This is a genomic window from Nocardia brasiliensis ATCC 700358, from assembly GCF_000250675.2.
Classification (GTDB): domain Bacteria; phylum Actinomycetota; class Actinomycetes; order Mycobacteriales; family Mycobacteriaceae; genus Nocardia; species Nocardia brasiliensis_B.
In genome coordinates this window covers 7,834,672-7,847,722 of sequence record NC_018681.1, presented here as the reverse complement: position 1 = coordinate 7,847,722, position 13,051 = coordinate 7,834,672, and the positions used below count along the sequence as shown (strand labels likewise).

General features: G+C 66.0%; 12 protein-coding genes and 2 pseudogenes. 3 read left to right on the top strand and 11 right to left on the bottom strand.

The window, feature by feature from the left end; translation table 11 throughout:
- Positions 1–66: 66 nt before the first annotated feature.
- Positions 67–519 carry a VOC family protein gene (locus O3I_RS34910; RefSeq protein WP_014987751.1) on the top strand — a complete coding sequence of 151 codons (453 nt, stop codon included), beginning with the start codon at positions 67–69 and terminating at the stop codon, positions 517–519.
- A gap of 72 nt (positions 520–591) precedes the next feature.
- A complete protein-coding gene (locus O3I_RS34905) occupies positions 592–1,023 on the top strand; it encodes a YdeI/OmpD-associated family protein (RefSeq protein WP_014987750.1) in 432 nt (143 codons plus the stop codon).
- 22 nt (positions 1,024–1,045) lie between these two features.
- Here O3I_RS34905 and narI read toward each other — a convergent pair whose 3' ends face one another.
- From narI to O3I_RS34885, 4 genes and pseudogenes are all read right to left on the bottom strand, one after another.
- Complete coding sequence (gene narI, locus O3I_RS34900; RefSeq protein ID WP_014987749.1) at positions 1,046–1,804, bottom strand: respiratory nitrate reductase subunit gamma; 759 nt, start codon at positions 1,802–1,804, stop codon at positions 1,046–1,048.
- Positions 1,801–2,481 (bottom strand): nitrate reductase molybdenum cofactor assembly chaperone, encoded by a 681-nt coding sequence (gene narJ / locus O3I_RS34895; protein WP_014987748.1) that lies wholly within the window; start codon positions 2,479–2,481, stop codon positions 1,801–1,803. Before narJ ends, narI begins: the two co-directional genes overlap by 4 nt.
- Positions 2,478–4,106 carry a nitrate reductase subunit beta gene (narH, locus tag O3I_RS34890; RefSeq protein WP_051066816.1) on the bottom strand — a complete coding sequence of 543 codons (1,629 nt, stop codon included), beginning with the start codon at positions 4,104–4,106 and terminating at the stop codon, positions 2,478–2,480. The genes narJ and narH overlap by 4 nt, the downstream gene beginning before the upstream one ends.
- A gap of 1 nt (position 4,107) precedes the next feature.
- A pseudogene (locus tag O3I_RS34885) lies at positions 4,108–6,727 on the bottom strand (molybdopterin-dependent oxidoreductase); the annotation flags it as partial.
- Between the two features lie 62 nt (positions 6,728–6,789).
- Here O3I_RS34885 and O3I_RS34880 point away from each other — a divergent pair.
- A complete protein-coding gene (locus O3I_RS34880; RefSeq protein WP_014987746.1) occupies positions 6,790–7,176 on the top strand; it encodes a molybdopterin-dependent oxidoreductase in 387 nt (128 codons plus the stop codon).
- Here the strand turns inward: O3I_RS34880 and O3I_RS34875 are convergent.
- The 7 genes and pseudogenes from O3I_RS34875 to O3I_RS34850 form a co-directional block, all read right to left on the bottom strand.
- A pseudogene (locus tag O3I_RS34875) lies at positions 7,168–7,810 on the bottom strand (molybdopterin-dependent oxidoreductase); the annotation flags it as partial. The gene O3I_RS34880 and the pseudogene O3I_RS34875 sit on opposite strands and share 9 nt — an antisense overlap.
- Positions 7,811–8,206: 396 nt before the next feature.
- The gene (gene mtnC, locus O3I_RS34870; protein WP_014987744.1) at positions 8,207–8,896 is read right to left on the bottom strand and encodes an acireductone synthase; all 690 of its coding nucleotides are present in this window, start codon (positions 8,894–8,896) and stop codon (positions 8,207–8,209) included.
- The gene (locus tag O3I_RS34865) at positions 8,893–9,468 is read right to left on the bottom strand and encodes a 1,2-dihydroxy-3-keto-5-methylthiopentene dioxygenase (protein ID WP_014987743.1); all 576 of its coding nucleotides are present in this window, start codon (positions 9,466–9,468) and stop codon (positions 8,893–8,895) included. Before O3I_RS34865 ends, mtnC begins: the two co-directional genes overlap by 4 nt.
- On the bottom strand, positions 9,465–11,120 hold the full coding sequence (locus O3I_RS34860; RefSeq protein ID WP_014987742.1) for a bifunctional S-methyl-5-thioribose-1-phosphate isomerase/methylthioribulose 1-phosphate dehydratase: 1,656 nt from the start codon (positions 11,118–11,120) through the stop codon (positions 9,465–9,467). Before O3I_RS34860 ends, O3I_RS34865 begins: the two co-directional genes overlap by 4 nt.
- A gap of 118 nt (positions 11,121–11,238) precedes the next feature.
- Entirely contained in the window at positions 11,239–11,586 is a 348-nt protein-coding gene (locus tag O3I_RS34855) for a DUF1330 domain-containing protein (protein WP_014987741.1), read from the bottom strand.
- 320 nt (positions 11,587–11,906) lie between these two features.
- Entirely contained in the window at positions 11,907–12,107 is a 201-nt protein-coding gene (locus O3I_RS45165; protein ID WP_141691864.1) for a hypothetical protein, read from the bottom strand.
- A 148-nt stretch (positions 12,108–12,255) separates the two neighbouring features.
- Complete coding sequence (locus O3I_RS34850) at positions 12,256–13,014, bottom strand: class I SAM-dependent methyltransferase (RefSeq protein WP_014987739.1); 759 nt, start codon at positions 13,012–13,014, stop codon at positions 12,256–12,258.
- Between the last annotated feature and the right edge of the window lie 37 nt (positions 13,015–13,051).

The window sequence follows — 13,051 nt, the reverse complement described above, 5'->3', positions numbered from 1 at the left end:
TCGAAGGCGTCGACCCGGCTCCGACCAGAGGGTGACAGCAAGTCACCGATTCGCAAGGAGCACAGCATGTCCGTCAACACCTTCTTCTGGTTCGACAACGCCGCCGAAGAAGCGGCCACCCGCTACACCTCGGTGCTGCCGAACTCGGCGGTCACCGATATCGCCCGCAACGCGGACGGTTCCGCGTTGGTCGTCACCCTCGACCTCGACGGGCACGCCGTCACCCTGATGAACGGCGGACCCGGGCACCCGCTGACCGACGCCGCTTCGTTGCAGGTGGTCGTGGAAACCCAGGACGAGGTGGACCGCCTGTGGGACGCGCTCACCGAGGGCGGTGCGCCCGGCCCGTGCGGCTGGCTGACCGACCGCTTCGGCCTGTCCTGGCAGATCGTCCCCGCCGCCCTGCCGAAGCTGCTGGCGGGCGACGACCCGGCCAAGACCATCGCGGTCGGCACCGCCCTGCGCAGCATGTCCAAGCTGGACATCAAAACCCTGCAGGACGCCTACGACAATGCCTGAGGCCGCCGACGAGGCTCGCGCGGATACCCGCGCGAGCCTTGTCGGCCCTGCTCAGCCGAGTAGGGTCGGCGCATGGAGGAATTCGTGGGAACGGTCGAGTCGGCGCTCGGCGGCGGTGCGTTCGTCGCCGTCCCCGCGGCGGTGTCCGCCGCGCTGGGCGGCGGGCGCGTCCCGGTCCGCGCCACCTTCGACGGCATCGAATATCGCGGTTCCATCGTGGACATGGGCTCGGGTCCGTGCCTGGGGGTGCTGAAAGCGATCCGCACCCAGCTCGGTAAGGGGCCCGGCGACACCGTGCTCGTCACCGTCGCGCGCGACGACGCCGAGCGGACCGTCGAGGTGCCGGACGATCTCGCCGCCGCCTTGCACGCCGCCGGCCTGCGTGCGGCCTTCGACGCACTGTCCTATTCGCGCCGCCGCGAACACGTCACATCGGTAGTCGACGCCAAACGTGAGGACACCCGCACCCGCCGGATCGCGAAGGTGGTCGCCGCACTGCGGTGAAAGCGGTTGTGCCGAAACATGATCAGCGCCAGCGCTGGGGCGTGACCGGTGCGCGCCAGGCGCGGGCATAGCTGCTCTTGGTGCCCGTCTCGGCGGCCTTGCTGCGGTAGACGATGTAGGGACGGGTCAGATAACCGATGGGCGCGCTGAACATGTGCACCAGCCGGGTATAGGGCCAGATGCCGATGAGTACCAGGACGACGAGGCCGTGCAGCTGGAAGGTCCACGGGGTGCCGACCATCAGGTCGGGCCGCGGGTCGAGGGTGAAAAGGCTACGGAACCAAGGGGATACGGTGGCCCGATAGTTGTAGACGCCCCAGAAGACGTTGCTGCCCCAGGTATTCAGCATGCCGGTGATCAGCGCAGCGGCGAGCAGGCCGTACATGAGCTTGTCGTTGCCGGTGGTGGCTTTGCGCACCGCCGGGACGGTGATGCGACGGTAGAGCAGGATGGCGACGCCCGCGAGGACCGCGAGTCCGGCCACCGACCCGCACAGCACGGCGCACAGGTGATAGTCGTATTCGGGGATGCCGAGCGCGTCGGTCCAGGATTGCGGGATCAGCAGGCCCATGACGTGACCGCCGATCACCCCGAGCATGCCGAAATGGAACAGCGGGCTGCCGAGCCGGAGCAGCCGGCTCTCGTAGAGCTGCGAGGATCGGGTGGTCCAGCCGAATTGGTCGTTCCGATAACGCCACAGGTGGCCTAGCGCGAACGACGTGAACGCGATGTAGGGCAGGATCAGCCACAACGCGATCGGCAGGTGCGGGGTCAGGTTCATCGGCGTCCTTCCGAGTCGGCGAACATCGACGGGTCCGCCGCGAAGGGGTCGAGCCCGACCTCTTCCTCGGGTGGGCCCTGAGCGGCCAGTTCCGCGATGCGCCGCCGGTCCGCGGTGGTCGGCGGCGGCAGCGTGGCCAGCACGTCGGCGAGCACGTCGGCGTACGGAGAACCGCTGTCCGCCAACGAGAGCCGGAGCAGCTCGAGCACCGGTACGTGCTCGCCGAGCAATCGTTCGCCGCCGATCGGGTCGACCGTCGCGGCGAATTCCAGGACCACCGGCAGGTGGTCGGGTAGCTCGGTGCCGGCGAGTTCGGCGCCTGCCTGCCCGTAGGCGTGCTTGAAACGCAACAACGCCATGCCGCGCTTTCGAGTATCGCCGTAGGCGTAGTAGGTCAGATGCAAACTGGCGCGGCGGCGCAGGTCGAACGTCTCGACGTAGGCGGCGGCGAGTGCCAATGGCGGTGTGCCGCGCAGATATTCGAGGAACCGCACCAAGCCGGTGCCGATATCGTCCGGTAATTCCGCTGCGGCACAATCCAACCGATCCGTCATCGCCAGCAGTGACTCGCTCGGGTAGTCCAGCAGCAACGCGGCCAGCCGCCACACCAGGTGCCGATCCCGTTCGGTCATCGCGACGGCGGGCTCGGGACGGCGGCGCAGTTTCAGGATGGTCATCGGGCCGCACCGTCCGGTACGTGGATGGCCGAGGCGTCGGGCATCAGGCCCGTGGTACTCGACCCGTCCCAGTCGAGCAAGTTGATTCGATTCGATTTCTCTTGCGGTGCAGCGCCGTTGGTGTCGGTGAGGTGGAACTTGTCGACCATGGTGTCGAGGGCGGTCATGCCCGGCCCACCATCGTTGTCGAGGCTGCATCCGGTGGCGAGGGCGTCGAGTTGGTGGGCTTGTGATCCGGCACCGGACGGGATGACGTAGCGGTGTTCGTATTTGGCGATAGCGAGTAGTCGGTAGAGGGCTTCGATTTCTTCGGGTTCGAGCCGAATCGAGGGGGCGATCGCCGGGTCGGGTTCTTCGCCGAGGTTGATCGAGCGCATGAATGCGCGCATTCCGGCGAGTCGTTGTAGTGCGGCGCGGACGGGTCCTATTTCGCCTGCGGTGAAGAGTTCGGCGAGGTATTCGATGGGGATGCGGAGGGTGTCGATGGCGCCGAAGAGGTTGTGGGGGTTTTCGCCGTCGTGGCCGGTTTCGGTCAACACGTCGACGATGGGTGAGAGGGGTGGGATGTACCAGACCATGGGCATGGTGCGGTATTCCGGGTGTAAGGGTAGGGCGATTTGGTAGTCGGCGATGAGTTTGTAGACCGGGGAGTCCTGGGCGGCTTGGATCCATTCCGGGGAGATGCCGGCGTGTTCGGCTTCGGTGATGACGCGGGGGTCGTGGGGGTTGAGGAAGACGCCGAGTTGGGCGGGGTAGAGGTCGTGGGGGTCGGTGACCGCGGCAGCTTGACCGACTTTGTCGGCGTCGTAGAGCATGACGCCGATGTAGCGCAGGCGGCCGACGCAGGTTTCCGAGCACACGGTCGGGATCCCGACCTCGATGCGCGGGTAGCAGAAGGTGCATTTCTCGGCTTTGCCGGTTTTGTGGTTGAAGTAGATCTTCTTGTAGGGGCAGCCGGTGACGCAGTGGCGCCAGCCCCGGCATTTGTCTTGATCGACGAGCACGATCCCGTCCTCGGCGCGTTTGTAGATCGCCCCGGACGGGCACGACGCCGCACACGACGGATTCAAGCAATGCTCACAGATCCGCGGCAGGTAGAACATGAAGGTTTGCTCGAACTCGAGTTTCACCTGGTCGGACAACCGCCCCAGCAACGGATCCTTACCGACCTGTTCGGGTCCGGAACCGAGGTCGTCGTCCCAGTTCGCACCCCACGTGATCTGGGTGTCGGCGCCGGTGATCAAGGATTTCGGGCGTGCGACCGGGGTGGTGTCCATCGCCGGGGCCGAGAGCAAAGTGTCGTAGTCATAGCTCCACGGCTCGTAATAGTCGGCGACCGTGGGCAGGTCGGGGTTGGCGAAAAGGTTGAGCAGCCGTGTGAACCGTGACCCCGACTTCAACGTCAGTTTGCCGCGCCGGTTGAGCCTCCAGCCGCCTTTCCACCGGTCTTGGTCTTGGTACTGGCGGGGATAGCCTTGCCCGGGACGGGTTTCGACGTTGTTGAACCACATGTATTCGGTGCCGCCGCGGTTGGTCCACGCCTGTTTACACGTCACCGAGCAGGTGTGGCAGCCGATGCATTTGTCCAGGTTCATCACCATCGCCAGTTGTGCCATGACACGCATCTCAGTACTCCACTTCCTGGCTACGGCGCCGGATCGTGGTGACCTCGTCGCGCTGGTTACCGGTCGGGCCGTGATAATTCAACGCGAACGACTGCTGGGCATACCCGCCGATCAAATGCGACGGCTTGATCATGATCCGGGTCAACGCGTTATGGATCCCGCCCCGCTTACCCCGCGCGTCATCGACCTGCGGGCGGTCCTCGATCCTGGGTACACCCACCGCCCGGTCCTGCGCGTGATACATGAACACCGTGCCCTCGGGCATCCGATGCGACACGATCGCCCGCGCCACCACCACCCCGTTACGGTTGACCGCCTCGATCCAATCATTATCGGCCACACCGATCTTCGCCGCGTCACGCTCCGACATCCAGATCGAGGGCCCACCCCGCGACAACGTCAACATATGCAAATTGTCCTGATACGCCGAATGAATCGACCACTTCGAATGCGGCGTCAAATACCGCACCGTCACACCCCGCTCCGACACCGCCCCGACCTCGGGCTCACAGAACAACCCCGTCATATCCAACGGCGGCCTAAACACCGGCAACTGCTCACCCAACTCGATCATCCAATCATGATCCAAATAGAAATGCTGCCGCCCCGACAACGTATGCCACGGCTTACACCGCTCCACATTGATCGTGAACGGCGAATACCGCCGCCCCCCCAGACTCACTCCCCGACCACTCCGGCGAGGTGATCACCGGCACCGGACGCGCCTGCGTATCCGCAAACGTCACCCGCTTACCCTCATGCTCCGCAGCCAAATCCACTAGCTCGGTACCCGTACGACGCTCCAACGCCTCGAAACCCTCGACCGCGAGCCTGCCGTTCGTGGTTCCGGACAAGGCCAGAATCGCCTCGGCGGCATGGATATCCTTGGCGAGTCGCGGGCGACCTTGGGCCGCACCAGAATTCGCCACACCGTTGACTCCGGCCAGATACGCTACTTCGGCTTCGGGATAGGTGGTGATGCCCTTGGTGGTCAGGCCCAGCGTCTCGACCAACGGTCCCAATGCGGCCATCTTCTCGGCGATCTTGGGGTAGTCCCGTTCCACCAGCACCAGTTTGGGCATCGTCTGACCCGGAATCGGCTCACACTCACCGGCTTTCCAGTCCAGCACCCGCCCACCAGCTTGCGCCATCGCATCCGGCGAATCATGTTGCAGCGCAACGGCGACGATGTCCTTGCGCACGCCGAGATGGTGCTCCGCCAGGCGGGAGACCTCCTGAGCGATCCGGTGGAACGCCTCGAAGTCGGTCTTGGCCTCCCACGGCGGTGAAATCGCCGGGGAAAAGGCGTGCACGAACGGGTGCATATCGGTCGAGGACAGGTCGTGCTTCTCATACCAGGTCGCCGCGGGCAGCACGATATCGGAGAACAATGTCGTGCTCGTCATCCGGAAGTCCAGCGACAGCAACAGATCCAGCTTCCCCGTCGCCGCCTGCTCCCGCCACACCAGCTCCTGTGGCCGCACACCGGTCACATCGGTGGTCTGCAGGTTCGAATCCGCACCGAGCAGATGTCTGTTGAAGTACTCGTTGCCTTTACCGGAGGAACCGAGCAGATTGGACCGCCACACCGTCAGGCAGCGCGGGAAGTTCTCCGGGGCATCGGGGTCCTCACACGCGAAACGCAGGTCGCCCGATTTCAGCTTGCTCACCACGTAGTCCGCCGCGGACTCGTCCGCGCGCTCGGCCTCGTCCGCCAGATCCAGCGGATTGCGGTCGAAGGTCGGATAACTCGGCATCCAACCCAGCCGACTCGCCAGCGCGATATTGTCTGCGGCGGTGCGCCCGGCGAACTTGCCGGTGCTCAGGGGCGAGGCGAATGTCTCGGCGGTGAACGGGTCGTAGCGCCACTGATCGTTGGTCAGGTACCAGAACACCGTGCCCTGCATCTGGCGTGGTGACCGCTGCCAGTCCAGCCCGAAAGCCAGTGTGGACCAACCGGTCAGCGGCCGGCACTTCTCCTGACCGACGTAATGCGCCCAGCCGCCACCGTTCACCCCTTGGCAGCCGGTGAGCAGCGTCAGCGTGAAGAACGCACGATAGATCTGATCGGAATGGAACCAGTGATTGGTGCCCGCACCCATCAGGATCATCGAGCGACCGCCGGAACGCATTGCGTTGTCAGCGAACTCGCGCGCGATCCGGGTCGCTTGCCCGCCGGGTACGCCGGTGATGGCCTCCTGCCAGGCGGGCGTATACGGCTCGGACGCATCGTCGTAACCGGTCGGCCAGGTTCCGGGCAGACCGTCGCGTGCGACACCGTACTGCGCCAGCAGCAGATCGAAGACAGTGGTAACCCGTTTTCCCGCAACGGTTCTCGTCGGCACACCGCGAGTCAGTACACCGGGGACGTCGCTGTCGAAGCGGGGAAGACGGACAGTTGCGTGCTCATCACCGTGGTGATAGAGCGTCAACAGCGGATCGACGTCACCGAGGTCGAGGTTCCACCGTCCGGCCCCGGCCGCACCGAAGCGATAGCCCAATGCGCCGTTGGGCACGACGGGATTCGCCTCGGCGTCCAGGAGCACCGTCTTGAACTCGGCTCCTTCGCCATCTTCGCCCAGATCGGCGGCGGTCAGGAACTTGCCCGGCACGAAGTGCCCGTCGCGATCGTCCAGTTCGACCAGCGGTTGGTGCGCGGTTCATCTCGTTGCTGGGTGGGTCGATGTTGTCGTTCTATGACTGGTATGCCGATCTGCCGGTGGCGTCGCCGCAGGTGTTCGGTGATCAGACCGATGTGCCGGAGTCGGCGGATTGGTTCGATGCCGGGTATCTGATCATGTGGGGTTCGAATGTGCCGGTGACGCGGACGCCGGATGCGCACTATATGACCGAGGCGCGGTATCGGGGGCAGAAGGTCGTGGTGGTGTCGCCCGACTATGCCGACAATACGAAGTTCGCCGATGAGTGGGTGGCGGCGCGGCCGGGAACCGATGCGGCGCTTGCCATGTCGATGGGGCACGTGGTGCTGCGCGAGTTCTTCGTCGAACGGTCGACGCCCCGGTTCCTCGATTACGTCAAGCGCTACACCGATCTGCCGTTCCCTGGCTGACCATCGACATCGCCGGAATCGGCGAGAAACCCGCCACCCGATCCGGACCGTACCGCTTGATCGTGTAAACATGCGCCGCCGCGGCGATCTCGGTGGCCTCGCGCCATTCGGCGCGCACGAAGCCGCCCCTACCGCGTGCGGCCTTGTAACGCTTCGCCTTTACCGGGTCCTCGACGATCTCGGCCCAGGCCAGCACCGGATCGCGAAGCCGGGCCTTCGCGTCCCGATACAGTTCGAGCAGTGTCCCGCGGACGTACGGATAGCGTACTCGCGCAGGCGAATACGTATACCAGGAGAACGATGCGCCGCGCGGGCACCCCCGCGGCTCGTACTCCGGCTTGTCCGCCCCGACCGAGGGATAGTCGGTTTGCTGTGCCTCCCAGGTGATCACGCCGTCCTTGACGTAGATCTTCCACGAGCACGAACCCGTGCAGTTCACGCCGTGGGTCGAGCGCACCACCTTGTCGTGCGCCCACCGCTCCCGGTAGAACTTGTCGGCTTCGCGCCCGCCCCGCCGGTGCAGGGTGCGCTGATCGGCGGAGATTTCGCCGCGCTGGAAATACTTGCCAAACTGTAAAAGCAGATCCCCGACATCGTCGGATCGCGAGTCAACCACTACGCCTCCAAGCGGCAGTGAATTCGGTAGCCGTTACTCACTCTAAAGATGTTTTCGGCGTGCTGCCAAGAAACATTCTTCGAGCGCGCCCTATCGGCTGCGCGCGGAGCGTGGAGGCGCTGACCGGCACGGCCGCACGAGGCGGGCGAGAACGCAGGAAGATGCCTGCTACCTGCGCATTTGTCGACTACGCAGGCGGTTGCCCGAGACTATCGGCCAGCATTTGTCAATGCTGTGGAAACGCTGTGTTTTTGGGCGCGTCACATTCGCGGGCGTGTCGATGTCGTTGCCGTGGATGTCGCAAAGTCCGATATGTGTAGTTTCATCTGGTATGAACTAATTGCGCTAGTCGTGAATTGTTCGCTCTTTGTTTGCGCCTGGAAATTGCCGTAAAGGGCGCAATCGATGGGCAATCTATTCGGCGCGCGGCTCGATATCGGCGAAGGTGTCCACCCACCGGTGCGGCGGCCGCGGCGGGTTCGGTTCCCCGGGCCGCGCCAGGCCGACCACCTGCCAGCCCGCGGCGACGGCCGCGTCCAGTTCGTCGGGGTGGTCGGACAGGAACAGGATGCGCTGCGCGGGCACGCCGATCGCGCTCGCGATCTTTTCGTAGGAGGCGGCCTCGCGCTTGCCGCCCGCCGTGGTCAGATCGAAGAAGCCGCTGATCAATGACGCCAGCTCGCCGTCGCGCGCGAAGGTGAACCAATCCTGTTGGTTGCGAACAGATCCGGACGAGTACACGTACAGCCTCAGCTCGGCCGCGTGCCATGCCCGGAGTGCGGGCGGCACGTCGGCGAAGAACTCACCGTGCAGCTCGCCCGCGCGGAACCCCTCCGCGCAGATCAGCCCCTGGGCGGCTTTGAGCGGTTCGGCCTTGACGTCGGAGTCGAGCCAGCCGCGCAGCACGGCCGCGATCTCGTCGGTGTCGGCCGCCGGGCGATCGGCCAGCTTCCGGGTGCCGTCGATGATGGACGCCGCTGCGCCCTCGCGGTTTTCGGCGAGCCAGCCGGGCAGCCGAGCGCGGGTGTAGCCGTAGAGGTCTTCGCGCACCGAGCTGGTCGGGCTGGTCGTTCCTTCGATATCGACGACGATCGTCGTGATCATGACTCGGCGAGCAGCTCGTCGAGGGTCGGGAACCCTTCGCTGATCCGGTCACCGGTGAAGTCACCGACCCAGCCGTCCTCCTCCTCGAAGAACCGGATGGCGATGAAATCGGGCCGGGTGCCCATGTCGAACCAGTGCAGGGTGCCCGCGGGCACCGAGAGCAGATCGCCGCCTTCGCAGACCACGGCCAGCACCTCGTGCCCGAGGTGCAGATAGAAGCAGCCGCGTCCGGCCGCGAAATAGCGGACCTCGTCCTCGGCGTGGCGGTGCTCGTTCAGGAACTTCTCCCGCGCGCCCTTGGCGATCTGCGGCCACTCCGGATTGCTGTCGTCGGGGTGGATGCGGGCGATGTCGATGTGCTTGTACCGTCCGGACTCGTTCAGTTCGGCGACGTTGTCGGTGTAGTGCGCGAGCAGGTCGTCCGAGGACACCGCCGCGGCGTCGGGCAGCACCGGCCAGCGGCCGAAAGTGATGCCGTGCGCGGCCAATTCGGTGCCGATCAGCTCGTCGTCGGTGGTTCGCACCCGCACGTCGGCCGCGTTGCCGGCGGCCATCACCTGGAGCAGGGTCATGTCAGTCCAATCTCGAGTGGGTCCGCGCGCTCGCCGAAGGCCTGTGTCCGGGCGGTCCGGGAGACCAGCTCGCACAGGGCTTCCAGGCATTCGGCGCGATCGCGCGCCTGGGAAAGATTGTCCCCCCACGCGGTGATCCCGTGACCCGCGATGAACAGGATCGGGGGCGCGTCGGGATGGTCGATGAGATAGCGCTCGATGTCGGCGCCGATGCGCGGCACGTCGGTCCAGTTGGGGTACACCGGAATATCGATGGCCGCGGGATCGGTGCCGCCGAGCCCCTTGATGAGTTCGTAGTCCGTGATCCGCATCGTGGTCACGGCGTCGAGCGCGCCGGGGCGGGTCGCCAGTGCGGTGGCGTGGGGCGGGTGGATGTGCACGACCGCCCGGGCCGCGGTGGCGCGGTAGACAGCGGTGTGAATCGCGGTCTCCGCGGACGGTTTCCGGCCGTGGTCGGTGACCGGCGCCGAATCGACGACCCGGACGGTGACCATATCGCGTTCGGTGAGTTCACCTTTGGACAACCCGCTGCCGGTGATCACAGCGGTATCGCCGGTGCGCACCGAGATGTTGCCCGCGGTCCCCGGCATCCACCCCCGCTGATAGAGCCCGCGCGCAATTCCGGCGATCTCCTTGCCGGGCAAGGGTGGCAGGCCCGCGCCGCGGTGCACGACGCCGAGTTCGGTCACCACGGCCGTCACCAGATCGCCCGGCGTCACGTCGAAGGCCGGATTGAACACCGCGGTGCCGGCGGGAGCCGTTGCCACACCGCCGAATCCGGTGACCTCGTCGGCCGCGCGTTCCTCCACCACGATGTCGCGGCCGGTGACCGTGTTCGGATCCCTGGTCGATTCCGGCGCGACCACGATGAATGGAATGCCGTGGTGGCGCGCGGCCAGCGCGAGCGGGTACGTGCCGATCTTGTTCGCGACATCGCCGTTGGCGGTGACGCGGTCGGCACCGACGAGTACGCAGTCGACCTGTCCGGTCGCCATCGCCCAGGCGGCCGCGGCGTCGATGGTCAGCCGGTGCGGGATGCCCGCTTCGGCCAGTTCCCACGCGGTGAGCCGGGCGCCCTGCAGCAGCGGGCGGGTCTCGTCGACCAGGACGTCCGCCACCGCGCCGCGCTCGGCGAGCACCCGCAGCGCGCCGATCGCCGTGCCGAACGCGCTGGTCGCGAGTCGTCCGGTGTTGCAGTGGGTGAGCAGCCGCAGCGGTCGGTCCGCACAGAGTCGCTGCACCAGGTCCGCAGCGTGCGTCGCCGCCGCGCGGTTGACCCGGCCGTCTTCGGCGAGCAGGTCGAGGGTCGCGGCCAGCACGGCGTCCGCGCCCCGCTCGACCTCGGCGCGCACCCGCCGCACCGCCCACGCGAGATTCACCGCGGTCGGCCGTGCGGCCGCGATGCGGTCGGCGTCGGCGTGCACCGCGGCGGTGTCGACCACGCCGTCGACGGTGTGCGCGGCGGTGGCGAGGACCACGCCGAACGCGCCCGCGATGCCGATGGCCGGGGCCCCGCGGATCGCCAGCACCCGGATGGCGTCGATCACCTCGTCGACCGTGCGCAGGCGCAGTTCCCGGACTTCGTGCGGCAGTCCACGCTGGTCGATGGTGACCAGCGCACCGTCGTCCCAGATCAGAGAACTGTCGTCCATCAAGCCCGTCCTTTACCGCATGTCACCAGGTTGTCCCTGGTCAACGGTATCGGAAACGGAACAGCCGGGAAAAGTCGGCTGCGCGCCGGGCGCCGGCGCCGAAAACGCTGCGCCGGGCTCAGGCCGCCGAGGCGCCCGCGCGCAGTTTCGCCGCGCGCTCGCGCGGGTCGTAGTCCGGCCCGACGCCCTCGATCAACAGCAGATCGCCCTCGATGTGGTCGGTGCGCAGCGGCATGATCGCCTGATACGCGGGGGAGCGGTACCACTGCCGTGCCGTGTCCAGATCCGGGAATTCGAGCAGCACCATGGATCCGGGCCAGCTCCCCTCCACGATCTCGGCAGGCGGGCCGTGAATCACGAAGCGGCCGTGGAACGGATCGAGGGTGTCCTGGATGCGTTCCAGGTATTCGAGGATGTCGGCGTGCGGCGTGCGCACACGCAGATGGGCGAAGCCATAGGCGGGCATGAGCGGTTCCCTTGTTCGGTGGCGTCGCAGGATCGGGACGCCACCTCGACCGTAGGAGGCCCGGTGCGGCCGGACAATTACCTCCGGGGTAAGCACCGGTTCGCTTACTCCGCAACGAATTCCGCTTCCCATGCCGCGGCTTCGTAACCCAGCTCGGTGTTGCGTGGCTGCTGCTCGGTGCCCGCGGGAAACAAGCCCTGCGCGAACGGAATGTCTGGCTCACCAGCGTTTCACGCAGGGTGCGGGTAACCCACGGGGTGAACGCGCACAACCGCGGCCGCCGGTTCCACAGTGAACCGGCGGCACGCGGTGTGGATCAGTTAGTTGTGGCCCATCCTGCGCTGATCATCGTCACGCCGGTCGTTGTCCGACTGGCGCTGGTTCGGCATGCGCTGGCCTTCGGAATTTGCGCCGCCTCGGTTCATACCTTGGTTCTGGTTCTGATCCTGGCGCTGTTGCTGCTGCTGCCGATCCATCTGCCTCGGCATTTTCTTAGGCGCTTTCTTCGACTTTTCAGTCATCTCCACTCGGTCCTTTCCGGGGATTGTTATTCGCCTAACGTTCCCCACGATAGCGAGCGGATGGCAATTCCGAAAGGGTAAGTGAAAAAAGCACGTCGCACCGGCGATCCTAGGCAAATGCCCAGGTAGTACGGGGTGTGGCGCGGTGTCAGGGTTTACGGGCCTCGATTAGGAATCGGGTCGAATGGGCGACGAACGGTCCATTCTCTTCGATCTCGCCGTGCATCGTCACGAGTCGATCACGGTATCCCTCGACGGTGAAGTCGGGCACCATCCACGGCACCTTCCGGAGGAAGTAGACCACCGCGCCGATATCGTGGAACTCGACGCGCAACCGTTCGTAGCGCAGATCGACGACTTCCAATCCCGCCGCTTCGGCCGCGGCGCGATCGTCCGCCGGATTTCGCCGCCGCCGAATTTCTTCACTCTGCGGCCCGATGAAATACTCGACCAGTTCGAAAACGCTTGCATCGCCGACATGTTGCGCCAGATAGGTACCGGACGGGCGCAGCACCCGCGCGATCTCGCGCCACCACACGGTGACCGGATGTCGGCTCGTCACGAGGTCAAAGGCGTTGTCGCCGAACGGCAACGGCGGTTCGTCCGGGTCCGCCACCAGCGTGATGCCCAGTGGGTGCAGCAGCTGGGTGGCCTTGGCGACATTCGGCGGCCAGGATTCGGTGGCCACCAGCAGCCGCGGGATCTGCCCCGCACCGGCGAGCACTTCGCCGCCGCCGGTCTGAATATCCAGTGCCGCATCGACTTTGCCGAGGCGCGCACCCAGCAGCCGCTGATAACCCCAGGACGGCCGCTGCTCGGTGGCGCGCCCGTCCAGCCAGCCGAAGTCCCAACCCGCCACGGAGACCGTGCTCGCCTCCGCCACCAGATCCTCGAAGCTTCGTTTCATGCCGGGTGACATTGCCAGCTGGTTGCCACGGCGGCAA